Origin of the sequence: Streptomyces sporangiiformans, assembly GCF_005768555.2 — a bacterium.
Classification (GTDB): domain Bacteria; phylum Actinomycetota; class Actinomycetes; order Streptomycetales; family Streptomycetaceae; genus Streptomyces; species Streptomyces sporangiiformans.
In genome coordinates this window covers 55,647-78,696 of sequence record NZ_VCHX02000118.1, presented here as the reverse complement: position 1 = coordinate 78,696, position 23,050 = coordinate 55,647, and the positions used below count along the sequence as shown (strand labels likewise).

At 72.0% G+C, this 23,050-nt stretch carries 20 protein-coding genes; 14 read left to right on the top strand and 6 right to left on the bottom strand.

Annotation, left to right across the window (positions count from 1 at the left end; genetic code table 11):
* Window positions 1-61: 61 nt before the first annotated feature.
* The 4 genes from FGD71_RS15415 (at window position 62) to FGD71_RS15400 (ending at window position 2,933) form a co-directional block, all read left to right on the top strand.
* Window positions 62-826, top strand: coding sequence for a LamB/YcsF family protein (locus FGD71_RS15415; RefSeq protein ID WP_119101025.1), 765 nt, complete (start codon window positions 62-64; stop codon window positions 824-826).
* Entirely contained in the window at window positions 823-1,509 is a 687-nt protein-coding gene (locus FGD71_RS15410) for a 5-oxoprolinase subunit B family protein (protein ID WP_119101024.1), read from the top strand. The genes FGD71_RS15415 and FGD71_RS15410 overlap by 4 nt, the downstream gene beginning before the upstream one ends.
* Window positions 1,506-2,375, top strand: a complete 870-nt coding sequence (locus FGD71_RS15405; RefSeq protein WP_119101023.1) for a 5-oxoprolinase subunit C family protein — start codon at window positions 1,506-1,508, stop codon at window positions 2,373-2,375. Before FGD71_RS15410 ends, FGD71_RS15405 begins: the two co-directional genes overlap by 4 nt.
* 138 nt (window positions 2,376-2,513) lie before the next feature.
* A complete protein-coding gene (locus FGD71_RS15400; protein ID WP_119101022.1) occupies window positions 2,514-2,933 on the top strand; it encodes a VOC family protein in 420 nt (139 codons plus the stop codon).
* Between the two features lie 141 nt (window positions 2,934-3,074).
* Here FGD71_RS15400 and FGD71_RS15395 read toward each other — a convergent pair whose 3' ends face one another.
* On the bottom strand, window positions 3,075-4,190 hold the full coding sequence (locus tag FGD71_RS15395; protein WP_119101034.1) for a threonine synthase: 1,116 nt from the start codon (window positions 4,188-4,190) through the stop codon (window positions 3,075-3,077).
* 217 nt (window positions 4,191-4,407) lie between these two features.
* Here FGD71_RS15395 and FGD71_RS15390 point away from each other — a divergent pair, with 217 nt between their 5' ends.
* Window positions 4,408-5,406: an RNA polymerase subunit sigma-70 gene (locus FGD71_RS15390; RefSeq protein WP_119101021.1), complete on the top strand. Its 999-nt coding sequence runs from the start codon at window positions 4,408-4,410 to the stop codon at window positions 5,404-5,406.
* A gap of 409 nt (window positions 5,407-5,815) precedes the next feature.
* Here FGD71_RS15390 and FGD71_RS15385 read toward each other — a convergent pair whose 3' ends face one another.
* On the bottom strand, window positions 5,816-6,766 hold the full coding sequence (locus FGD71_RS15385) for a MurR/RpiR family transcriptional regulator (protein WP_162931133.1): 951 nt from the start codon (window positions 6,764-6,766) through the stop codon (window positions 5,816-5,818).
* Window positions 6,767-6,942: 176 nt separating this feature from the next.
* Between FGD71_RS15385 and FGD71_RS15380 the strand changes: the two genes are divergently transcribed.
* Complete coding sequence (locus FGD71_RS15380; protein ID WP_119101019.1) at window positions 6,943-10,101, top strand: family 20 glycosylhydrolase; 3,159 nt, start codon at window positions 6,943-6,945, stop codon at window positions 10,099-10,101.
* A gap of 159 nt (window positions 10,102-10,260) precedes the next feature.
* Here FGD71_RS15380 and FGD71_RS15375 read toward each other — a convergent pair whose 3' ends face one another.
* Window positions 10,261-10,989 (bottom strand): class I SAM-dependent methyltransferase, encoded by a 729-nt coding sequence (locus FGD71_RS15375; RefSeq protein WP_119101018.1) that lies wholly within the window; start codon window positions 10,987-10,989, stop codon window positions 10,261-10,263.
* Between the two features lie 134 nt (window positions 10,990-11,123).
* Between FGD71_RS15375 and FGD71_RS15370 the strand changes: the two genes are divergently transcribed.
* Entirely contained in the window at window positions 11,124-12,290 is a 1,167-nt protein-coding gene (locus FGD71_RS15370; RefSeq protein WP_119101017.1) for a sensor histidine kinase, read from the top strand.
* A gap of 163 nt (window positions 12,291-12,453) precedes the next feature.
* On the top strand, window positions 12,454-13,095 hold the full coding sequence (locus FGD71_RS15365) for a response regulator (RefSeq protein ID WP_119101033.1): 642 nt from the start codon (window positions 12,454-12,456) through the stop codon (window positions 13,093-13,095).
* An 87-nt stretch (window positions 13,096-13,182) separates the two neighbouring features.
* Here FGD71_RS15365 and FGD71_RS15360 read toward each other — a convergent pair whose 3' ends face one another.
* Window positions 13,183-14,058, bottom strand: a complete 876-nt coding sequence (locus FGD71_RS15360; protein WP_119101016.1) for a UbiA family prenyltransferase — start codon at window positions 14,056-14,058, stop codon at window positions 13,183-13,185.
* A 98-nt stretch (window positions 14,059-14,156) separates the two neighbouring features.
* Here FGD71_RS15360 and FGD71_RS15355 point away from each other — a divergent pair, with 98 nt between their 5' ends.
* From FGD71_RS15355 to FGD71_RS15335, 5 genes are all read left to right on the top strand, one after another.
* Window positions 14,157-15,221 carry a type III polyketide synthase gene (locus FGD71_RS15355; protein WP_119101015.1) on the top strand — a complete coding sequence of 355 codons (1,065 nt, stop codon included), beginning with the start codon at window positions 14,157-14,159 and terminating at the stop codon, window positions 15,219-15,221.
* Between the two features lie 16 nt (window positions 15,222-15,237).
* The gene (locus FGD71_RS15350) at window positions 15,238-15,816 is read left to right on the top strand and encodes an isoprenylcysteine carboxyl methyltransferase family protein (protein ID WP_119101014.1); all 579 of its coding nucleotides are present in this window, start codon (window positions 15,238-15,240) and stop codon (window positions 15,814-15,816) included.
* The gene (locus tag FGD71_RS15345) at window positions 15,813-16,829 is read left to right on the top strand and encodes an NAD(P)/FAD-dependent oxidoreductase (RefSeq protein ID WP_119101013.1); all 1,017 of its coding nucleotides are present in this window, start codon (window positions 15,813-15,815) and stop codon (window positions 16,827-16,829) included. Before FGD71_RS15350 ends, FGD71_RS15345 begins: the two co-directional genes overlap by 4 nt.
* A gap of 171 nt (window positions 16,830-17,000) precedes the next feature.
* Window positions 17,001-17,888: a LacI family DNA-binding transcriptional regulator gene (locus FGD71_RS15340; RefSeq protein WP_119101032.1), complete on the top strand. Its 888-nt coding sequence runs from the start codon at window positions 17,001-17,003 to the stop codon at window positions 17,886-17,888.
* Between the two features lie 54 nt (window positions 17,889-17,942).
* A complete protein-coding gene (locus FGD71_RS15335; RefSeq protein ID WP_240436597.1) occupies window positions 17,943-19,289 on the top strand; it encodes a glycosyltransferase in 1,347 nt (448 codons plus the stop codon).
* Between the two features lie 128 nt (window positions 19,290-19,417).
* Here FGD71_RS15335 and FGD71_RS15330 read toward each other — a convergent pair whose 3' ends face one another.
* Together FGD71_RS15330 and hpnR are read right to left on the bottom strand one after the other, a co-directional pair.
* On the bottom strand, window positions 19,418-20,323 hold the full coding sequence (locus tag FGD71_RS15330; protein ID WP_119101012.1) for a DMT family transporter: 906 nt from the start codon (window positions 20,321-20,323) through the stop codon (window positions 19,418-19,420).
* A 60-nt stretch (window positions 20,324-20,383) separates the two neighbouring features.
* A complete protein-coding gene (gene hpnR / locus FGD71_RS15325) occupies window positions 20,384-21,880 on the bottom strand; it encodes a hopanoid C-3 methylase HpnR (protein ID WP_119101030.1) in 1,497 nt (498 codons plus the stop codon).
* Window positions 21,881-22,142: 262 nt separating this feature from the next.
* On the opposite strand from hpnR, the gene FGD71_RS15320 reads away from it, so the two are divergent.
* Window positions 22,143-23,024, top strand: coding sequence for an SDR family NAD(P)-dependent oxidoreductase (locus FGD71_RS15320; RefSeq protein ID WP_119101011.1), 882 nt, complete (start codon window positions 22,143-22,145; stop codon window positions 23,022-23,024).
* Window positions 23,025-23,050: the final 26 nt, after the last annotated feature.

Below are 23,050 nucleotides of genomic sequence, written 5' to 3'. Positions count from 1 at the left end.
ACCCGCCACCCGCCACCCGCCACGCGGGAAATGAACGGTTCCCAAGGAGACAAACGCAGTGATGACGGACGCCGTGGTCGACCTCAACGCGGACCTCGCGGAAGGGTTCGGCCGCTGGACCCTCACCGACGACGAGGCGCTGCTCACCGTGGTCAGCAGCGCCAACATCGCCTGCGGCTTCCACGCGGGCGACCCCGCCACCATTCGCAGGGTCTGCGACCGCGCGGCCGAGCGCGGCGTCGCGATCGGCGCGCATGTCTCCTACCGCGATCTGGCCGGCTTCGGACGCCGGGCCATGGACGTCCCCGCGGACGAGCTCGCCGACGAGATCACCTACCAGATCGGCGCGCTGGAGGTGTTCGCCCGCGCCGCCGGAACGAAGGTGGCCTACGTCAAGCCGCACGGGGCGCTGTACAACAGGGTCGTCGCGGACAAGGAGCAGGCCGTCGCCGTCGTGGCGGGCATCCGGCGTGCCGACCCCGTCCTGCCGGTGCTGTGTCTGCCTGGTTCCGCCCTGCTCGCCGAGGCCGAGAAGACAGGTCTGCCCGGTGTCGCCGAAGCGTTCGTCGACCGCGCCTACACCGCGGCCGGCACGCTGGTTCCGCGCGGCATCCCAGGTGCGGTGATCACCGATCCCGAGCAGGTCGCCCGGCGCGCGGTCACGCTCGCCACCCAGGGCCGTACGACCACGCCGGACGGCGAGCCGGTGCACGTCCGGGCCAGGTCGCTGTGCCTGCACGGCGACACTCCCGGCGCGGTCGACCTGGCGCGCACGGTCCGCGCGGCGCTGCGGGGGGCGGGGGTCGGCGTGGAGGCGTTCGCATGAGGCTGCTGCCCGTCGGGGACGACTCGCTGCTGGTCGACCTGGACTCACCGGAGGAGGCGCAGGCGCTGCACGCCGAACTCCTGCGCCGTCGCGGCGCGGGCACCCTGACGCCGATCGCGGAGATCGTTCCCGGCGACCGAACGATACTTCTGCGCTCCATCTCCGGGGTCGACGCACTGCGTACCGAACTGGGCCGGTGGCACGTACCCGCGCTCACCGCGGACAGCGGCCCGCTGCTGGAGATCCCCGTCGTCTACGACGGGGCCGATCTCCGCGATGTCGCCGCGCTGTGGGGCGTGACGGAGGACGAGGTGGTGCGACGGCACAGCAGTGTCGAACACCGCGTGGCCTTCTGCGGATTCGCCCCGGGCTTCGCCTACATGACCGGGTTGGAGGAGGCGTACCACGTGCCGCGCAGGTCCGCTCCGCGCACCTCGGTTCCCGCCGGTTCCGTGGCCCTCGCGGGCGCGTACACCGGGATCTATCCGCGACCTTCGCCCGGGGGCTGGCAACTGATCGGCACCACGGACGTTCCGCTGTGGGACATGGAACGCGAGCCCGCGGCCCTGCTGACCCCCGGCACCCGCGTGCGCTTCGTCCCCCGGGACCCCGACCCCGCCCCCGCCACTGCCCCCGCCCCCGGCCAGCCGGCCGGAGTGACGACAGAACGGACGCGTACGTGAGCGGCGGCAAGCTCGAGATCGTACGTGCGGGCGCGCTCACCACCATCCAGGACCTGGGCCGGTTCGGACACGCTCACGTGGGCGTGCCCCGCTCCGGCGCCCTCGACCAGCCCGCCCACCGTCTGGCCAACCGTCTGGTGGGCAACCCCACCGATGCGGCGACCCTGGAGACGACACTGACCGGGGTGTCGCTGAGGGCCACGCGACCCGTGACGGTCGTGGTCACCGGAGCCCCCGCCCCGGTCCGCGTCGACGGCCGGCCCGCGGCGTGGGCCTGCCCCGTGGACCTGCCCGCCGGCGCCGTCCTCGACGTGGGTGCCGCCACCACCGGCCTGCGCAGCTATGTCGCGATCAGCGGAGGCATCGCGGTCGAGCCCGTCCTGGGCAGCCGGTCCACCGACCTGCTCTCCGGACTCGGCCCCGCCCGCCTCGGCGACGGAGACACCCTGCCCCTGGGCACGGTGGTGGGCCGGCCCGTCCACGCCGACACGGTGCACTGGCACCAGCCACCGCGCGAGCTGGTGCTGCCGGTGCTGCTCGGCCCGCGTGACGACTGGTTCGCCGCGGCCGCGGTACGCACCCTGGCCACCGCCCGCTTCTCCGTCTCCGCCCACAGCAACCGCATCGCGCTGCGCATGGAGGGACCCACGCTGGAGCGTGCCGTGCACCGCGAACTGCCCAGCGAGGGCACGCTGCCGGGCGCCGTGCAGGTGCCCACCGACGGCAAACCCGTGGTCTTCCTCGCCGACTGCCCGACCACCGGCGGCTATCCGGTGATCGGCGTCGTGCCCGAACACGGCCTGGCCGCTGCCGCCCAGGCGGTACCGGGCCTCCCGGTCCGCTTCGCCCCGATCCGCCGACGCTGAGCATCCGCTTGGCGGAGGTGCGGTTGCTGCCCAGGTGCGGATGATCTCGATGTCGCGAATCCCCGTCCCTCCCTTGTCAGTTGTGACTGAATAGCGGGATCACTCCTGCTTCATGTCAGATTCCGAGAGAGGGTACGCATGCAGTTCAGTTTGATCGGGATGGCGTTGGCGGCGGAGAACCCGGGCAGGAGCGCGGCGTGGTACGCCGAGCACTTCGGGTTCAAGGTCGGCATCGACCTCGGCTGGTACGTGAACACGCAGCACGCCCAACACCCCAACGTGAGCCTGGACTTCGTCCAGCGGGATCACGAGTCATGGCCGCAGGCGACCCGCGGCAAGGCGGTCGTCGGCACCTTGCTGGCGTTCCTGGTCGCCGATGTGGATGCCGAGTTCGAGCGGCTGAGTGCGGCCGGGCTCGAGGTGGTCCTGCCGCTGGTGACTGAGCCGTGGGGGCAGCGCCGGTTCCAGGTCGCCGCGCCGGACGGGGTGTTGGTGGAGGTTCTGCAGACGGTGACGCCGGATCCGCAGTGGCTGGCCGACAACGGCCTGGCCGGCTGAGCCGGCCCGCAGCAGGCGGACCAACTTCCTCTTCTCCGCGGAGCCCAGGCTCCGCGGAGCCTGGCTGGGGTAGTCGGGATCCTGGGGCGGGCGGACAGGTCACGATCGTCTCGGCTTCGCGCAGCAGCAGCTCGTCCTCGTTCAAGCGAACAACTTCTGCATCGTGGCTGCGGCCTTGAGGCCCGACCCCGTCAAGACGGCCACGGCTGTTTCGCCGGGCCGGATCGCTCCCCGGGCGGTGAAGACGTCGATCGCGGCGGCTGCCGAAGCGGAGGTCGGCTCCGCGTAGAGCCCGATTCCCGCCAGGCGGCGGGTCGCGGCGATGATGTCGTCTTCCGGGATCGCCACGGTGTCCCCACCGGAACGCCGGATCGCATCCACGACCTCCGGCAGACGGATGGGCGCCCTGATGGCTGTGCCTTCAGCGATGGTGGGCCCGAAGTCACTGTCCATGGGGGAGCTGCCTTGGAACGCCGCGTGAACAGGTGCGCATCGTTCTGGCTGGGCGACCAGTAGCCGGGGGAGCCGGTCGATGTGGCCGGCCGCGAGCAGCTCGCTGAACCCGAGGTCACAGCCCAGCACGATGCTGCCCGCGCCGGCCACCGTGACGACCACGTCCGGCGCGGTGAAGCCCAGGTCCTCCCAGATCTCGTAAGCCAGCGTCTTGGTGCCCTGGAGGAAGAGGGGATGCCAGTTGTGGCTGGCGTAGGAGGTGGTTCGGGCCTCCTGCATCGCCTGCTCGGCGGCGGCCGCCCGGTCGCCCGGTACGAGCGCCACCTCGGCACCGTATGCCCTGGCCTGCAGCACCTTCGCCGGTGACGTCGTCTCCGGGGCCAGAATGCGGGCTCGGATGCGGGCGGCAGCGCAGTAAGCAGCCACGGAGGAGCCGCCGTTGCCGGAGCTGTCCTCGATCACCGACTCCACGCCGGCCTGGGCGAGCAGGGACACCATCACGCTGGTTCCGCGGTCCTTGAAGCTGCCGGTGGGATTGAACCATTCGAGCTTGAAGCGCACGTCCTGGTCCCCCCAGCGCGTTTCGATCAGCGGGGTGCATCCCTCGCCGAGCGATATCGGCCGGGTGATGGCTCCGGGAAGCGCAGCGCGGTAGCGCCACAAGGAGCGGGCGGAGGTCGTGATGCTCTCCGGCCCGATACCTGGCCCCGGCGCGAGCGTCAGCGGCGCCCCGTCATCACCTTGCCAACGCCGTGCGTCGAGTGGATAGGTCCGCCCTGAGCGCGGGTCGAGATAAACGTGCATGATCACCTCGTCACCTGGATGAGAAGTCCAATGCTAGACGAACCGTCCAGATGGTCGGAGGTGGTTCGGTAGCCGGGTCAGGCGAGGCTCCCGGTAAGACAAGCAATCGACCAAGAAAGAGAAACGCTCAGCCATGCCGACCGACCCTGGTGATGAGTTTTCGCGCCCGCACCCGTCACACCTACGACGGGACACGACGAGGCGGAAGGATGACGTGATGAGTGCGGACACACGGCTGGAGGAGCTGGGCGTGAGCGGGCTGGGCGAGGTCGACGAGCCGGCGTTCTCGGGGCTGGCGGAGCGGCACCGGCGGGAGCTGCACGTGCACTGCTACCGGATGCTCGGGTCGTTCGAGGACGCCGAGGACACCGTGCAGGAAACGTTCCTCCGTGCCTGGCGGCGGCGGGAGACCTTCGAGGGGCGGTCGACGTTCCGGGCCTGGCTGTACCGGATCGCCACCAACGCCTGCCTGGACCTGCTCGCCAAGTGCCGCCCGGAGCCTGCGACCGGCGGCGAGGTGCTGTGGCTGCAGCCCTACCCGGACCGGCTGCTCGACGAGTTGCCCGCGGGCGACGCGGACGAGCCGGAGACCGTCGCCGTCGCGCGGGAGACGATCGAGCTGGCGTACCTGGTCGCAGTCCAGCACCTCGCGCCGCGCCCGCGGGCCGTGCTGATCCTGCGGGACGTGCTCGGCTGGCCGGCGAAGGACGTCGCGGAGCTCCTCGGGGACTCCGTCAACTCCGTGAACAGCGCGCTGCAGCGGGCCCGCGCCGGCATGCGGGAGCGCCTGCCCGCCGAGCGGCAGGACTGGACCGGCGGCGAACAGGACGCCGGGACGCGCGAGCTGGTGCGCCGCTATACCGACGCCAGCGTGGCCACGGACGTCGACGGCCTCGCCACACTGCTGCGGGACGACGTCCGCTGCTCGATGCCGCCCACGCCGGGCCTGTACGTCGGCCGCGACGCGGTGGTGAACGACTGGGTCGAGAGCGGCTTCGAGGGCATGAAGGGCCTGCGCGCCGTCCTCACCGCCGTGAACCGGCAGCCCGCCGTCGCCTTCTACCTCTGGCAGAAGCGGGAGGGCGCGTACCTGCCGCTGACGATCGACGTCCTGCGCGTCACCGGCGGGGCGATCACCGAGATCGTCACGTTCCACGACGACCAGTTCCCGCGGCTCGGGCTGCCGGAGCGCCTGCCGGCGGACGGCACGGAGTAGTCCCGGTGCGGACGCTCGCGCCGCGCGGTGGCGCGCGTGTCGCCGCGTTCATCCCCGGGCCGCCTGCCGCTGGTCCGCTGGGTGGGCGTAGTCGTTACGAGGACGAGGCTCCTGATCGTCTCGCAGCTGGCGAAGGTCACCGAGGGGGAGAAGTCGCCGCGGCCGGGGGAAGGCCGGCGACTGGAGAACGGGATCCCGACGAGGAAGCGTGGCGCGCCCACGACCGTCGCGGTCCCTACGGCCAAGGGCGTCGCCGCAGGAATTGATCGTTTCCCGTCATACCGCACCCCTCAGGATCGGCATGCACGACCGACCCAGAGCATGTACTTCCGGTGCCCGCCGATTGGTGCGAAACGGTATTCCACACGAAGGCAGTCGGCCGGACCTCTGGCGCCAAGCGTGCCCAGAGTCAGCTTGAGCGGCGGTCGCCTCGCTGCTGCCGTCCGGTGCTGCCGGTCACCGCGTGTCCCAGCGGGACCTCCGCGGTGCGGCGCAGCCCGTCCATCGCCGCGTCGTAGTTGAGCTGGGCGACTCGCACGTAGAGGCAGTCCAGGACGAGCAACTGGGCGTGGCGGGCGGCGTCGCCGCCATGGCGGAAGGTGGTGTCGTACACCGCGGTGGTGAGGGTGATGTCGGCGGTCCGTGCCAGCGGTGAGCGGACGTTGTTGGTGATCGCCACGGTGACGGCCCCCTGCGCGGCTGCTCGCCGAATCGGCAGCACCACCTCGCCGGTCACGCCGGAGTGCGAGATGCCGATGGCGACGTCGGAGTCGGACAGCAGCGCCGCGCTCGTCTCGGCCAGGTGGCCCTCACCCCGCGCCCACACCGGCCGGCCGATGCGGTGCAGCCGCAACTCCAGCTCATGGGCCGCGGAGGCGCTGCCGCCGATGCCGTACACGTCGATGCGACCGGCACGCGCGACGGCCGCGGCGGCGCGGTCGAGTGCGGCCAGGTCGAGCTGCTCCTGGGTGCGCTGGATGGACGCCACGTCGCGCTGGGCGACCACGGCGGCGACATGCTCGACGCTGTCGTCCGGTCCGATGTGCGGGCCGAGGTCTACGGTCCACCGCTCGGCAGAGGCGCGTCCCTCCTCCTTGGCCAGCCGCAGCCGCAGGGCCTGAAAGCCGGTCAGTCCGATGGTGCGGCAGAAGCGCACGACGGTGGCCGGCGACGTTCCGCTCTGTGCGGCGACGTCCTGTACGGAGGCGCCCGCCACCTGGCCCGGCGCGTCCAGCACATGGCTGGCCACCGCCTGCAGTGCTTCGGGCAGGTCCGCGAAGACCGTCTCCAGGTACGCCAGCAGGTCGGCGTCCGCGGGCAGTGGCCGGGCCGCGCCCCCTGTGCCGTTCGTCCTGGCCACCGCGGAACCTCGATTCGATCCTGTTGCACCACCTGCGGGCGAGGCTACCAGTGCGTCCACCACAAGATTCCGGGAGATGGAACGACGTTTCATCTTGATGGCAATTGCTGGTACGGGATATCTTCTGCCGCCGAACGCCGGCTGCCGTCGGCCAACGACTCTGCGGGAGTACGCCCGTGTCCCCTGTCTCCTTCATCTCCTCGCGTCGCCCCCTAGCCCTGCTCACCACCTTCGTCCTCCTGCTCGCCGCGGCTGTCGTCGCCATGTCGCCCGCTTCCGCGAGCGCCGCGGGCAAGCCCTGGACGATCCCCGCGCTCAAGCAGTGGTCTCCGGCGGCCGGATCGTTCACGTTCGACCGGTCGACCCGCGTCGTGGTCCAGGACGCGGCGCTCCGGACGACCGCCCGGACCTTCGCGGCCGACCTGTCCGACCTCAGTGGACGGTCGGTCGCCGTCACCACCGACAGCCCTCGCAAGCACGACATCGCACTGCGCCTCGACAAGACCGTCACGCCTGCGGCCGAGGGGTACGCGCTCGCCGTGGACGACGTCGCCGTCCTCCGCGCGGCCACCGACGCCGGCGCGTTCCTGGCCACCCGCTCGATGCTCCAACTGCTGCGCCAGGGCGACACGGTCCCGGCCGGCACGGCCCGGGACTGGCCGGACTACCCGTACCGCGGGATCACGCTGTGCAACTGCGTGAAGTATTTCTCGGTGCCCTGGCTCAAGCGACTGATCAGGGACATGTCGTACCTCAAGTACAACGTCCTGCATCTGGAGATGCGGGTGGCCAGCGACGCGCACCCGGAGAACAACTCGAAGACCAACCCGCTCTACACCCCGGAGCAGGTCGCCGAGATAGCCGCGTTCGGGGCCCGCTACCACGTCGAGGTGAGCCAGCAGACCCCCTCGCCCGGACACATGGACTACTACCTGTCCGAGCACCCGGAGTTGCAGGCGGCCGACGCCGACGGCAAGCGGAACCCACAGAACATCGACATGGCCGACCCGGCCGCGTGGCCGTATCTGAAGAGCATCATCGACGAGCAGATGCCGCTGCTGCCCGGCAAGCAGTGGTACGGCGGCGGCGACGAATACCTCAACACCCCGGCGCTGTACGAGAACTACCCGTCGCTGGTCGAGTGGGCGAAACAGCGGTCCGGGCCGGATGCCCCCGCCGCCGACTCCTTCGTGCTCTGGCAGAACAAGGTCGCGGAATTCGTCGCCGACCGCGGGCGCACCCTGCACCTGTGGAACGACCAGCTCTTCACCGGCATGCCGACGAAGCTCGACCCCGACGTGGTGATCGACTACTGGATCAAGATGGACGGCCGGATGTCCCCGGCGCAGATCGTGGCGAACGGCAACGACATCGTCAACGCCTCCGACTCCATGTACTTCGTCAACGACAACCCCCCGGACGCGGCCTGGATCTACGAGCAGTTCACGCCGAACCTGTTCAGCGGCGGCCAGACCGTCCCCGCCGACGATCCGCACCTGCTCGGCGCCAAGATGGGCCTGTGGCCCGGCGCCCACGGCCAGAGCGAGGTGCTCGAGGAGCAGAAGCTGTTCGGCCCGCTGCGGGCCCTGGCCCAGAAGAACTGGGGTGGTACGCCGCCGGCCGCCACCTACGCCGACTTCAAGCCGGTGATGACCGCGATCGGTCACGCTCCGGGGTACCTGCAACCCGGCCCACTGGCCGGTGGCAAGGTCTACACGCTGCGCGCCGGGGACGACTCGTACGCCACGCTCTCCGGCGCCGCCGACCGCACCGGCTCGGTCGTCAGCAGCTCCAAAGCCACCGGTGCGGCGGCGCGTTGGCTGGTGACCGCGGACGACTACGGGCAGTACAGCCTGAGGTCCGCGGCGGACGGACGATGCGCCGCGGTGTCCAGTGACTCGTACAACGAGAACGCGCCGGTCGTCACCACCGAGTGCGACCCCGCGGCAGCCAACCAGAAATGGCTGCTGGAGAAGGACGGCAGCGGTTTCGTCCTGCGCTCGGACAGCAGCGGCCGCGTGCTCACCTCTGATGGCGGCAGCGGTAAGCCGTTGGTGCAGCGGTTCGGCACCGGCGGCGCGGAGCAACGCTGGGTGCTCGACCCGGCCGCGTCACAGGTCACCGCGACGTTCCAGATCGACGATGGGGTCGTGCCCGCCGGCGCGAAGACCGGCGCCGGCACAGTCATCACCAACCACGGCGGCACCGCGGTGTCCGATGTGGTCGTCGAACTGCAGGTGCCGGACGGCTACACCGCCACGGCCGAGACGCGCACGCGCCTCGCGTACCTCGCGCCCGGGGCCAAGGCCACAGTGCGGTGGCAGGTCACGGTGCCCGACCAGGTGGCGGCGGGCTTCGACCAACTGCACACGGTCGCCGCGTACCGCGGCCCGCGCGCCACGTTCCAGGTCGGAGCGACCGACACGCTGATGGCCACCGACGCGAGCGTGCGCGACGCGGTGGGATACACCGCCGACTTCACCTCGCACACGGTCACCCCGATCACGCTCGCCACCGGCACCCCCCACGAACCGATCAAGGTCGGCACGCTGCCCGGCACCATCGCCGGCGACGCCGACGGCGACCGTATCTACGTCGCCAACCAGGGTTCCGCCTCGGTCACGGTGATCGACGCGGCGACCAAGGCGGTCACCGCGACGGTGCCGGTCGGCACCACGCCGGCGGGCCTGGGCCTGTCTCCGGACGGGAAGACCCTGTGGGTGTCCGCCTACAGCGACAACGCGGTCCAGGCGATCGACCTGGCCACGCTCACCGCCGGACCGCTGATCAAGGTGGCCGCCGGGCCGGAGAACCTGGCCGTGAGCCCGGACGGCAAGACGCTGTGGGTGGCGTGCCGGACCGACAACCAGGTGGTGCCCGTAGACATCGGCAGCGGCACCGCCGGCACGCCGGTGCCGGTGGCCGACGGCCCGAACGGGCTCGCGATCACCCCGGACGGCAAGACCGTGTACGTCACCCAGCAGTGGTCCGACACGGTGGTGCCGATCGACACCGCGACGCGGGCGAAGGGTTCGCCGATCACGGTGGGGCGCACGCCGTTCAAGCTCAGGATGAGCCCGGACGGCAAGACGCTCGCGGTGGCCTCGGAGAACGACCGCTCGTTGTACTTCGTCGACACCGCCAGCAACACGGTGCGACAGACCGTCCTGGTCGGCCCGATGCCGTCCGACGTGTCGTTCAGCTCCACCGGGACGCTCGCGTACGCCTCGGTCGCCAGCAACAACACGGTGGTGCCGATCATCCTGCCGAGTGGTGAGACCGGACCGCCGATCCCGGTCGGCGGCTACCCGATCGGGATCACGATCGGCCGGTAGCGCACGTAGCTCCTGTCCGAACCCTCGGCGGTCGCCCATGTGGCGGCCGCCGAGCCGGTTCTGCGCGGCGGTAGGCCCGTCAGCAGGCCCATGAGCAGGCCCGCCGGCCCGGCAGCGCCCCCGCGGATGGCGCCGGGCGGGCCGGCCCCGCCACGGTGGTCAGGATCCCCGTGTCTCCGTCCGGCCCTGCGGTCCGGGTGCGCGCAGATGCCTGACCCGGGCGGGTGGCAGGTTGCGCAGTACGAGGCTGTCGCCGACGCCGTACCGGGCGGTGAAACCGTCCAGCACGGCGGCCACTTCCCGTTGCCGGGCCGCCTCGGCGCGATCGGCCACCAAGGCGCGGGTCACCTGGGTCCCGGGGTACGCGAAGTACGTCAGGTGCCCGCCCGGCGCCAAGACGGAGAAGTAGCGGTCCAGGATCGTACGGACCATGTGCGGTTCGAAGTTGGCGAACGGCAGGCAGGAGACGATCACGTCGTAACGGCCGCCCAGTTCGGCGTCCGTGATGGACTCGGCGATGATCCGGATCCGGTCGGACGCGGCCGACATGGCCGGGTCGGTGCGCAGCGCCCGGTGTATCAGATCCACGAACCGCGGGTTGATCTCCACCACGTCGAGGCGGTCGGCCGGCCCGAGACGGCTCGCCAGTGTCCGGGTGACCGGACCGGTGCCCGCGCCGACCTCCAGTACGGACACCGGACCGCCGAGCTCGGCGCGGGCCAGGGCCAGCGGGGCCGCAAGCCGGGCGGCCAGCGGTCGGCTGCTGGGCGCGACCGCTCCGGTGGTCCTGAAGGTGTGGGCGGCCTCGCGCAGAAATGCCAGCCGTCCGGGCTGGTAGGGGAGTTCGAGGTCCGCGGGGGTCTTGCTGGGAGCGTGCGTCAGGTCCATGGCCGTGACGCTAGGGAGCGGAGGGCGGCGTTCCATCGGCCGTGCGGCGACGGCCTTCCCCGACGAAAGTAGGGGGTCGGGGTTGCCCGACGGCCGGACTTCGCAGGCCGTCCCGCTGTCTATGCTCGTGCACTGTGGAGGCGAACTCGGGGAAAGCGAAGGCGAAGCGCGGCTGGCCGTGGTGGGCCGAGGCGGCGCTCGTCGGCGCGGTGGGCGTGCTGTCGGTGCAGGAGGCCTACATCGGCGCCGGGGGTACGCTGCGCACTCCGGCGGCTGCCCTGGCCGCCGCGAGCAGCCTTGCGCTCCCGCTGCGCGGCCGTTGGCCGTGGTGGGTCGCGGCGTGCAGCGTGGTCACCGCCGCCGCGTTCGGCACGGTGTGGCCGTTGCTCGTCGTGCTGTTCCACCTGGCCCAGCGGGGCCGGGGTGGCGTGGGGGCGCTGTGTGCGGCGGCGGCCCTGGCGGGGAGCCTGGTGATCCAGCCGGCCGCCAGCCTGTGGACCACACGTACCTACGGGCCGCTCCTGCTTCCCGCGGTGGTGCTCTTGCTGGGGCTGTGGGCGGGCAGCCGCCGGCGTCTGGTCGTCTCGCTCGACGAGCAGGTCCAGCATCTGCGGGTCGAACGTGAACTGCGCGCCGAGCAGGCGAGACTGGGGGAGCGGACGCGGATCGCCGCCGAGATGCACGATGTGCTGGCCCACCGCCTGACCGTCCTGGCGCTGCACACCGGCGCCCTCCAGGGCCGGGCCGAGGAACTGCCGGAGCCCGTCGTGGAACGGGTCGGGATGCTGCGCCGCACCTCCACCGAGGCGCTGGCGGACCTGCGCGAGGTGCTGGGTGCCCTGCGGGCGACCGACGCCGAAGAGGTACGGGCGACGGGAGCCAGGCCGGAGGACCTGCCGGCCCTGCTGGACGAGGCACGAGGCGCGAGGCAGCGCGTCGAGGCGGTCATAACGGGCGAGGCGACCGCCGTCTCCACCAGTCACCGGCTCGCGATCCACCGTGTCGTCCAGGAAGCGCTGACGAACGCCCGTAAGCACGCGCCCGGTGCTCTCGTCGAGGTCGCGGTGAGCTACGGACCTCCCAAGTCGACGGTGGTGGTGCGCAATCGGCCGGGGAACTCGTCCGGCAGTGCGCCGGTTGCCAGCGGCTTCGGACTGATCGGACTGACCGAGCGGGTCAACGCCCTGGGCGGCAGGCTGGAGTTCGGACCGTCGGGCGCGGGTGGCTGGCGGGTGACCGCCGAGATACCGGTCGGCGCCGGTCCCTCCCATGCCGACTCGTCGCACGCCGGGGCCGCATGAGCCGGGCGGGAAGAGCGTCCCGCGCGGGACGAGGCGTGGACGAGGCGGGAGCCGAAGGGAAAGGCGCGACACGGTGAACGGCACGACGCACGCGGACAGCGGTGCGGATGACGGTGCGCAAGGCGGTGCGGCGGATGACGGTGCGGGTGGCACGCTCCGCGTACTGATCGTGGACGACGACCACCTGGTCCGGCTCGCCCTCGCCGACATCCTCGACCGGGACCCCGCCCTCACGGTGGTGGCCCAGGCGGGCGACGGCGCCGAGGCGGTCGAACTCGCGCGGACACGGCGGCCGGACGTGGTCCTGATGGACATCCGTATGCCGGGGATGGACGGCATCATCGCCACCCGGCGGTTGCGTGCGCTGCCCGAACCGCCCCAGGTGATTGTCCTGACCACCTTTGATCTCGACCAGTACGTCTACGACGCGCTGGCCGCGGGGGCGTCCGGCTTCCTGCTGAAGGACACCGATCCGGGCGAGATCGTCCGCGCCGTACGGATCGTGGCGGACGGCCAGGCCATGCTGCACCCGTCCGCCGCCCGCCGCCTCATCGACCGCCACTACGCGACCGCCGGCCAGGCGACGGGCCATGCGCGCGCCCGCATCGACAAGCTGACGCCACGTGAGAAGGACGTCCTGAACCTCCTCGCCGACGGGGCGTCCAACGCGGAGATCGCCACCGGGCTCGGGATGCGCGAGAGCACGGTGAAGGCCCATGTCAGCCGCATCCTGTCGGCGCTCGAGGTGGGCAACCGGGTGCAGGCCGCACTCTGCGCCCGGAGCGCGGGCATCGGCGGTCGTTGACCAGCCCCCCCGGGGGTTCGCATTCGGCTGCGGGCTGGTTGTGGCTGGTCGCGCAGTTCCCCCGCGTCTGACGGGGCGCGCCCGTTGTCACGTGATCGTGGCGCCCTGCCAGACGAGCATCGTCACATCGATGCCCGCCACGACGATCGAGGTGATGAACGGCACCCGGACCCGGCGGCCTCCGGCCGCCGTGCCGACCGCGGCCGTCAGTGCGGTCACCGTCAGGGCGGCCAGGCCGGCGGCATCGGCCGGTCCGGGGCGGCCGAACGTCAGTACGGCGGAAGCCGCCACCAGCGGAACCGGCAGCAGCAGCCGCACCCTTGCCGGGCCCAGCCGCTGTGGCCAGCCGCGTACCCCGGTGGCCAGGTCGGAGGCGATGTCGGGCAGCACATTGCCCAGATGCGCCCCCACGCCCAGCAGCGCCCCCGAGGTGAGCACCCACCAGGCCGGCCACGGGCGGCCCGGCAGGCCCAGTGCGACGAAGCCGGGGAGTGCGGCGAACCCGACCGCGTACGGCAGCCAGGACAGCGCCGTGGCCTTCATCCCCAGGTTGTACGCCCATGCGGCGCCGACACCGGCGAGATGGACGGTGCCGGCGAGCGGACCGCAGGCCAGTGACAGGGGCACGCTGAGGCCCAGGGCCACGAAGGCCGCGGCCCGTACGGTCGCCGCGTCCACCGCGCCGGACACCACCGGTTTGTCGAACCGCCCGGTGGCGCGGTCACGCCGGGCATCGACCGCGTCGTTGCACCATCCCACCGACAACTGTCCCGTCAGCACCGCCGCGGCCACCAGCAGACAGCCGCGCCCGTCCTGCCCGGAGGTCATCGCCAGCGTCGTGACCAGCAGGGTGACGGCCGCCGCCGGGACCGGATGACACGCCATCAGCATCCCGCCGAGGAAGAGCAGCCCGCGGGCGCCGGTGTGCTGGTCGTGGGCGGTGGCCTGTTCGGTGGCGTCCATCCGCCTGATGGTAGGCGTTTATGCCGAAATCAGATGGTACGTCGACACGATGCGGGGGCAGGCATGGGGGGAACCGATGCCACGGACATGGAGCCTTGATGACCCGGATCGCCGCTGTTCACGGAGTCGTGGCGCCGCACCGGCACAGCCAGCGCGAGATCACCGACATGGTCGCCCGCACCTGCCTGCCCGCCGGCGCCGACCGGCGTGCGCTCGACCGCCTGCACCACAGCGCGCAGGTGCGCACACGCCACACGGCGCTGCCGCTGGACCGGTACGGCGAACTCGGCGATTTCGGCACGATCAACGACACTTTCATCGCCGCGGCCGTGGAACTCGGTGCGGAGGCGGTCGCGGAGGCACTGCGTGAGGCGGGCCTGGCGGCACGTGATGTGGACCTGCTGATGTTCACCTCGGTGACCGGTATCGCCGCACCCTCCGTGGACGCTCGGCTGGCCGGACGGCTCGGGCTGCGGCCGGACGTCAAACGGCTGCCCCTCTTCGGCCTGGGGTGCGTCGCCGGGGCGGCCGGGATCGGCCGTCTGCACGACTATCTGCTGGGCCGCCCCGACCATGTCGCCGTGCTGCTCTCGGTGGAACTCTGCTCGCTGACCTTCCAGCGCACCGACGCGTCACCGGCCAACCTGATCGCCACCGCCCTGTTCGGCGACGGCGCCGCCGTCGTCGTCGCCTGCGGTGCCCGACGGCAAACGGCAACCGCCTCCGGACCGACGGTGGTGGCGAGCCGAAGTCGTCTCTATCCCGACACCGAGCGGCTCTTGGGCTGGGACATCACCGGATCGGGCTTCCGCGTCGTACTCGACCCGAGCGTGCCCGACGTGGTGCGCAAGACCCTCGCCGACGATGTCGACGACTTCCTCGCCGACCACGGCCTCAAGCGGCGCGATGTGACGGCCTGGGTGAGCCACGCCGGCGGTCCGAAGGTGCTGGAGGCGGTCGCGGAGGCGCTCGAACTGCCGGACGACGCCCTCGACATGAGCCGGCGCTCGCTCGCGGAGGTCGGCAATCTCTCGTCGGCCTCCGTGCTGCACGTGCTGCGCGACACCCTGGCCGCCGGGCGCAGACCGCCGCCGGGCACTCCCGGGGTGCTGCTCGCCATGGGGCCGGGATTCTGCACCGAACTCGTCCTGCTGCGCTGGTGAGAAGGGGAGAGAAACATTGATGTGGTACGCCCTGCTGGTGCTGGCCGTCGGCGTGGAACGCGTCGCTGAGCTCGTGGTGGCCCGTCGCAACGCGCGCTGGAGCCGGGCTCGCGGCGCGGTCGAGTCCGGACGAGGGCACTACCCCGTGATGGTGGCCCTTCACACCGGCCTGCTGGCCGGCTGCCTGGCCGAAGTGTGGGCGGCGGACCGGCCGTTCCACCCCGCGCTCGGCTGGACCATGTCGGCCACGGTCATCGCCGCTCAGGCCTTGCGCTGGTGGTGCGTCTGCACGCTGGGGCCGCGCTGGAACACCCGCGTGCTGGTCGTGCCCGGCCTGCCTCTGGTGGCCGGCGGCCCGTACCGATGGCTGCGCCACCCCAACTACGTGGCGGTGGTCGCCGAAGGCATCGCGCTGCCGCTGGTGCACGGGGCCTGGCTGACCGCCGTGCTCTTCACGGTGTTCAACGCCGCGCTGCTCACCGTACGCATCCGCTGCGAGGAGGCGGCTCTCGCCCCGGCGCTCGATGCGGGCGATGCGGCGGCGCACCCCGCGCACGCCGAACGAGCCGCTGAAGCCGAACGAGCCGCACGGTGATCGACCTCCTGGTGGCGGGTGGCGGGCCGGCCGGGCTGGCCACGGCGATCCACGCCGCCCGCGCGGGGATGGAGGCCGTCGTGATCGAGCCGCGCCCCGGGCCGGTGGACAAGGCGTGTGGCGAGGGAGTCATGCCGGGGGGCGTACGGTCCCTGCGTGCCCTCGGCGTCGACCCCGCCGGCCGTGCGCTGCGCGGAATTCGCTATGTGGACGGCCCGCACCGCGCGCAGGCGGACTTCCGTGAGGGCACCGGCCTGGGCGTTCGCCGTACCGTGCTGCACACCGCGTTGGCCCGGCGAGCCGCCGAACTCGGTGTCCGCGTCCTGCCCGGCAAGGTCGGCGACGTACGGCAGGCCCCGGACGCGGTGACTGCCGCGGGACTGACGGCCCGGTGGCTCGTCGCGGCCGACGGCCTGCACTCTCCCGTCCGCCGGGCCCTCGGCCTGGACCTGCGGGACCGCCGGCCCCGACGCTACGGCCTGCGGCGGCACTACCGCGTACCGCCGTGGTCGGACTTCGTCGAGGTGCACTGGTCGCGCTGCGGCGAGGCCTATGTGACACCAGTCGCGGACGACCTCGTCGGGGTCGCCGTACTCAGCACGGCGAGATGCGCCTACGCCAGCCACCTGGACCGCTTCCCCGACCTGGCGTCCCGTCTCCGCGGCGGGACGCCGGTGAACCTCGTACGCGGCGCCGGACCCCTGCGGCAGCGCGTGCGCGGCAGGGTGGCCGGCCGCGTTCTGCTCGTCGGTGACGCGGCCGGGTACATCGACGCCCTCACCGGCGAGGGCATCGCACTCGCGCTGGCGTCGGCCGAGGTGGCGGTGCGGTGCCTGCGCGCGGGGCGGGCACAGGACTACGAGAGGGCGTGGCGGCGGCTGTCCCGCAGGCATCGCCTGATGACCGAGGCGCTCGTCCGGGTCAGCTGCCGGCCGCGCGCGTCCGGCCTGGTCGTGCCGGCGGCCTCCTGGATGCCACCGGTCTTCGCCGCGGCCGTACAGGCGCTGCAGTGACCGGACGCCACCGCGGAGCGGGGGGGGCAACGGGGCTTCCGGCGTGTGAAGGCCGGGTGACCGCGAAGGCCTGGACATCATGTGTTATTTGTCCGGATATGATGGGCGTGCCCCGCCCGGGAAGCCTGTGTGGAACCGACGGTTGGGAGCGGATCGGTGATCAGCGGTGAGATGTCGCGTTGGACCGATGCCCCGCGAGAGCGGACCCACGCGCTCGGACTCGTCTTCCCTCCGGCCGGCGACCACTACACCGGGATGCAACTGGATTTCATCGGCGCGATCGCCGAGACGGCCCAGGCGTACGGCTACGACGTGCTGCTCACCACCGGCTCCAAGGCCGGTGACCATCCGTTCCAGCGGCTGCTGGCCGGGCGTCTCGTGGACGGCGTGATCCTGATGGAGATCCAGCTGGACGACGACCGGGCCGACCTCCTCTCCGAACTGGGCATTCCCTACGTCCTCATCGGACGGGCCCGCGTGGAGAAGACCTCATGGGTGAACCTGGACTTCGCGGCGCTCGGGCGCGACTGCGTGCGGCACCTCGCCGATCTGGGGCACCGCACGATCGCCTTCGTCAACCGGTCGGAACACCTCTTCCGGTCCGGATACCAGTCCGCGCACCTGGGGCAGGAAGGGTTCGTCCGAGGCGTGACGGAGCTCGGGCTAACCGGCAGGACGTATCTCTGCGACGACGACGCCGCCGCGGGCGAGGCGTGTCTGGAGCGCATCCTGCTGGAGGACCCGGCGACCACCGCCGTGGTGACCATGAACGAAGCGGGCCTGGGCGGTCTGTACCGCGGGCTCAAACGCGCCGGGCGCGCCGTACCGCGGGACTTCTCGGTCGTCGGCGTGGTGGCCGGCCCCTGGGCGGAACGCGTGACCCCGCAGCTCACCGCGGCCGACATGCCGGCCGCCGAGATGAGCCGGGTCGGCGTCGAGCTGATGATGGAGCGGCTGAAGGCACCCGACGCCCCTCCCCGGCACGTGCTGCTGCGACCGCTGATCTGCACCCGCGACAGCACCGGCCCCTGCAAGCCGGTACCGGGCCCGGACTCCTGAGACTCGGAGTCCTGACCAGCATCGAAGAGGCAGCACCGGGGTACTCGTGGCGCCATGCACGATGCCCCCGCCTCGCCGCTCGCCCCTCCCCGGCGGGAGGACGTGCCCTCGGTCGCGGTCCTGGTCGAGCTGATGCGGAGCGGTACGGCCGGCGGTCATGTCCAATGCTGGGAGCGCTTTGCCGAGACCGCGGCCCGCCACCGGGCACCCGGCACGGACGGTCCCGGGCGCGGCGGCCCCGGAGTCGATCTGACCGTCTACCTGCTGGGCGAGCGGGAAGGCATCGAGCGCCTGTCGCCATGGGTTCGGATCGTCACCCTCCGCCCGGTCTTCAGCACGGCGGCCGTGCTTCCGGCCGATGACGGAACGGATGTCTCGGACCTCGCTCCGTACCACCCCCGGCTCGCCGCGCTGCTGCCGCGCCACGACGTATGGCACATGACGCACAGCTTCGCCTTCACCTCGACCGCCGGCCGGCTGGCCCGGCGCGCGGCACGGCGAGAGGCTCGATCGAGGGCGGCGCGGCGGCCGCGGCTCGTCGCCTCGGTGCACACCGACGTTCCCGCGCTGGCCGCCGCGCACCTCCGGCACCTGCCCGACCGCATGCCCGCTGCCGTCCGGCCGGCGGGCCGCGTCGTCACGGAGGGTACGGCGGACCGTGTGAGCGCCTGGCTGCTGCGGCGCCGGGACAGAACGCTGGGGAGGTGCGAGCGAGTGCTGGTCGCCACAGCGGCGGAGCGCGACGAACTCGCCGGCACGCTGGGCGAGGACCGGGTCCGCCTGCTGCGTCGCGGCATCGACCGCACGCGATTCCATCCCGACTCCGCGGCCCGGGCCCGGCTCGCCGAGGAGTACGGAGTTCCGGCCGGACTGCCGCTCGTCCTGTTCGTGGGACGCCTCGACGACTCGAAGCGCGTGCTGATGCTGGCCGAGAGCCTGCGCCGGATGTGTGAGGAGGGGCGAGCCGTCCATGCCGTGATGGCGGGGTCGGGCGTGGAGCGGGACAGGATCGCCCAGGTTCTCGGGCAGCACGTCACCCTGCTCGGTTCGCTCCCGCAGGAGCGGCTGGCGCGGGTGTACGCGGGATGCGACATCTTCGCCTGCCCGTCCCGGACGGAGACCATAGGCAACGCCGTCGCCGAGGCGATGGCGAGCGGACTGGCCGTCTTCCTTCCCGAAGGCGCCCGGACGACGCAGTGGCTGACCGCTCCGGGACAGGACGGCATCGTGGTCCGCCGCGACGACGTACACGGCTGGGCGGAGACGCTCGGCACACTGGTGGACCGGCCCCGACAGCTCCGGGCGGTGGCCCGCCGCGCGGCTGAGACGGCCCGCAACGAACATCCTTCCTGGGAGCAGGTCCTCGCCGAGGATCTGCTCCCCGTCTGGCGCGGTCCGTAACCGCGGCCGGCCGGCACTTCATGGCCGTCGCCGCAGCGGTCGGCGCACCGGTCGGCGCATCGCGGTGGAGACGCGCGGCGGGCACTCCGGCGCGGCGCGCACGCGGCCCGAGGGGGCGGGAGCGGGGATCACGGACGAGAGTCGCCGGGCGCCCGGCCCGTGTCCGTGTCGCGCTCCAGTCGGTGCAGTGCGGCGATCTGCGGGGAGGAGTCCAGGCTCACGATCCCCGCGGTCACCAGCACAAGCCCGAGCACGGTGAAGCCGGTGACCGGCCAGCCGGAGCGGATCGTCTCGCCGAAGAGCGTGGTGCCGACCGTGACGGCGACCGCCGGCTCGGTCGCGTCGATCACGGTCATGCCGGCGGCCAACGGTCCCTGCTGGAAGGCGCTCTGGATGAGCAGCAGCCCGCCCGCGCTCGCGACGACGAGGGCGTACGGCTGCCAGGTGGAGAGTGTCGCGCCCAGGCCCTGCTTGAGCCGGTCGACCGTCGTGGCCAGGAGAACCGACTGGGTGCCCATGACCGCTCCGGCGGCCAGCGCCACGGCCGAGGCACGCCAGGGACCGTGCAGCGCTCGCGCGGCCGCCAGCGCGCAGCCGACCAGTGCCCCGGTCGCGCCCAGGACCAGGAGCCAGGACACGAGATCCGGCGCGTCCGGGTCACCGCCGTGCGGACGGGCCGACACCAGGGCCAGCGCCAGCCCCGTGGCCACCGCGAGGGTGCCGAGCCAGGCCTGGGTGCCCAGCCGCATACGGTGCAGTCGCGCGGACAGTGGCACGGCGAAGATCAACTCGGCGACGATCAGCGGTTGCACCAGGCTGAGCGGGCCGAAGGCCAGGGCGAGGGACTGGAAGCCGTACGCCAGTACCGCCAGGCCGATCCCGGTGAGCCACAAAGGCTCCCGGGCCAGCCGGAACAACAGACGGAAGGAGAGCGCCTCGGCGTCCGGCCGTGCGCTGGCCGCCCGCTGTTGCAGCACCCCGGCGACGGCGAAGCAGGCACCTGCGGCGAGCGCGGCGAGGACGGCGATCGGCATTCCGGGTCCTGCTCCTTCGCGGCACGCTGCGGGGCGGTCGGCGGCTGGACGTCGAGGCCGTCAGTCCGTGGCTTCCGGGTTGCGCGTGTGCGTCGGTCCCCGATGGTGGACGTACAGGAGACGGCGGTCACCGATATCGATGGGCTGGGGCTCCGGCAGCTCGAAGCGGACGGGGCGCTGGTGGTCGGCGAGCTGCCGGCGCGGGTTGTAGACCTGGTTGAACTTCCACAGCATGCGGGCGAAATTGGTTTGCCCGTGCAGCAGGTTGCGGCCCAGGGCGCGGGCCGCGCCGAAGGCGGTACGCAATCCCAGGTGCTTGCGGTTGATGACGGCCTGGGTGCGGACGAGTTCGCGGTAGAACTGGTCCAACGGCAGCGTGGTGGGGACCACGGCGTGCTGGATGTCGAAGAGGCGGTAGTCGCGGGTGGTGAGCCGTCGCGACTCGGTGTGCCAGATCTCCGTACCGGGGTAGGGCGTCATCACGGTGAAGTGGACGATCTCCGGTACGGACAGCGCGAACTCGCGCACGATCCGGAAGCGCTCCATGTCCCAGGCGGGGTCGACGATCAGGTTGATCGCCACGTTGATGCCCAGCTTCCGGGCCACCTCCAGGGCCTTGAAGTTCTCGTCGGGACTGATCCTCTTGCGGAACAGGTCGAGCCCCTCCGCGTCGATGGCCTCCATCCCGAGGAACATGTAGCGCAGTCCCAGCCGTGACCAGCGTTCGAAGACCTCGGGATGCCGCAGGAGCACATCGCTGCGGGTCTCCAGGTAGTACTGCTTTCGGATGCCGCGGCGTTCCACCTCGGCGGCGATGGCGTCGCCGTGTTCGGGCCGGATGAAGGCGACGTCGTCGACGATGAACACATTGGGCTCGCGGATGGCCGCCAGGTCGTCGGCCGCCGCCTGGGGCGACGCCTTGCGGTAGCTGCGGCCGTAGAACGTCCACGCGGAGCAGAACGAGCAGTCCCAGGGGCAGCCGCGGGTGAACTCGACCGAGGCGCACGGGTCGAGTTCGCCGATGAAGTACCGGCGGCGGTTGCGCATCAAGTCCCGTGCGGGCAGCGGGGCGTCGATGCTCTCGAGCATCCGGGGCGCCGGCCCCCGGCCGCTCGCGGTGACGAGCCCGGGGACCTCGTCCACGGCTCCGTCACGGATCGCCTCCAGCAGCGGCGCGATCACCGGCTCGCCCTCGCCGCGCACCACCGCGTCCACCGAGCCGCCCGCCTGTTCCAGCACGTCCTCGGCGACGAAGGAGACACTGTGGCCGCCGAAGAAGACGAAACAGCCGGGTACGGTCTGCTTCGCGTGTGCCGCCAGCTCGATGGCCTCCGGGATGTTCGCCAGGTAGTTCAGGGAGACCCCGAGGGCCTCCGGCCGGAAGGACCTCAGTTCCCTCATCAGCACGGACCGGTCGAGCACTTGAAGGTCCACGACACGGACCTCGTGACCCGCGTCGCGCGCGGCACCCGCCACTCGTTCGAGACCGAGCGGCTCCAGGCGCAGAAAGATCTCGGAGTACATCAGGGCGCTGGGGTGGACGAGCAGGAGACGCATCATCGCCTCGCCACGAACTCGGGGACAGGGGGTGTCCCCTTCGTATCCCGGTAAGCCCGCGGAGAGTACCGCCAGTCAGCGGTATCGGACGCTGCTGGAGGGTGGTTCCCTGCCCGCGGAGACGGGCGACCGCGCATCTGCGGACCGCCGACGGTCCGGCGCCGGGTAGGGGAACGGGGGCGACGTAGACCGAAGCGCAGGGAGACAGGCGATGACGCAGTCCGGCTCCACCTACAACGCTGAGGCGAGACCCGGTGATNCGATGACGCAGTCCGGCTCCACCTACAACGCTGAGGCGAGACCCGGTGATCCGCGCCCGGCGGCCCCGCCCCGCCCCGCGAGGGTGGTGAGGAAGCAGGCGCCGGTCCTGCGCGGCGGCCCGCGGGTGGCGCTGGTGACGGGCGCGTCCTCGGGCATCGGCGCCGCGATCGCGCGACGCTTCGCCGAGGGCGACGGCGCGGGCCGGGGCGAGGGCGAGTGGCAGCTGCTGCTCAGCGGCCGGGACCGGGACGGGCTGGAGAAGACGGCCGCCGGTACGACGGCCAGGATTCTGCCCGCCGACCTCGCCGCTCCGGACGGTCCTCGCCTGCTGGCCGAGTCCGCGCTCCGCGTGGCCGGACAGATCGACCTGCTGGTCGCCGGGGCGGGGATCGGCTGGGCCGGGCCCTTTGTGTCCATGCCGCACTCGGCCATCGACCGGCTGCTGTCCGTGGACCTCAACGCGACGCTCCACCTGGTACGGGCGGTGCTGCCCTCCATGGTGGCGGCCGGCCACGGACGCGTCGTGCTCCTCGGATCGGTCGCGGGGATGGTGGGTGTACGGGAGGAAGCGGTGTACTCGGCCGCCAAGGCCGCCGTCGCAGCCTTCGCCGAGGCGCTGCGGCAGGAGCTGCGCGGCACCGGCACCGGAGTGACGCATGTCGTGCCGGCGGCCGTGGACACGGCGTTCTTCGAGCGGCGCGGCGCCCCCTACCAGCGCTCCTGGCCGTGCCCCGTGCCGGCCGGCGAGGTGGCCGACGTCGTCTGGGATGCCGTCCGGCACGGACGCGAGGACGCCTACGTACCGTCCTGGCTCCATCTGCCCGGTCGCGTACGCGGTGTCGCTCCCGGCCTGTACCGGCGGCTGCTGCACCGCTTCGGTTGAAGCCCGCTTCCGCGGCCGGCCTCGCC

Coding starts and splice junctions, on each gene's coding strand:
- FGD71_RS15415 (WP_119101025.1), top strand. CDS start 62: ATGACGGACGCCGTGGTCGACCTCAACGCGGACCTCGCGGAAGGGTTC.
- FGD71_RS15410 (WP_119101024.1), top strand. CDS start 823: ATGAGGCTGCTGCCCGTCGGGGACGACTCGCTGCTGGTCGACCTGGAC.
- FGD71_RS15400 (WP_119101022.1), top strand. CDS start 2,514: ATGCAGTTCAGTTTGATCGGGATGGCGTTGGCGGCGGAGAACCCGGGC.
- FGD71_RS15395 (WP_119101034.1), bottom strand. CDS start 4,190: ATGCACGTTTATCTCGACCCGCGCTCAGGGCGGACCTATCCACTCGAC.
- FGD71_RS15390 (WP_119101021.1), top strand. CDS start 4,408: ATGAGTGCGGACACACGGCTGGAGGAGCTGGGCGTGAGCGGGCTGGGC.
- FGD71_RS15375 (WP_119101018.1), bottom strand. CDS start 10,989: ATGGACCTGACGCACGCTCCCAGCAAGACCCCCGCGGACCTCGAACTC.
- FGD71_RS15360 (WP_119101016.1), bottom strand. CDS start 14,058: ATGGACGCCACCGAACAGGCCACCGCCCACGACCAGCACACCGGCGCC.
- FGD71_RS15355 (WP_119101015.1), top strand. CDS start 14,157: ATGACCCGGATCGCCGCTGTTCACGGAGTCGTGGCGCCGCACCGGCAC.
- FGD71_RS15340 (WP_119101032.1), top strand. CDS start 17,001: ATGTCGCGTTGGACCGATGCCCCGCGAGAGCGGACCCACGCGCTCGGA.
- FGD71_RS15335 (WP_240436597.1), top strand. CDS start 17,943: ATGCACGATGCCCCCGCCTCGCCGCTCGCCCCTCCCCGGCGGGAGGAC.
- FGD71_RS15330 (WP_119101012.1), bottom strand. CDS start 20,323: ATGCCGATCGCCGTCCTCGCCGCGCTCGCCGCAGGTGCCTGCTTCGCC.
- hpnR (WP_119101030.1), bottom strand. CDS start 21,880: ATGCGTCTCCTGCTCGTCCACCCCAGCGCCCTGATGTACTCCGAGATC.
- FGD71_RS15320 (WP_119101011.1), top strand. CDS start 22,143: ATGACGCAGTCCGGCTCCACCTACAACGCTGAGGCGAGACCCGGTGAT.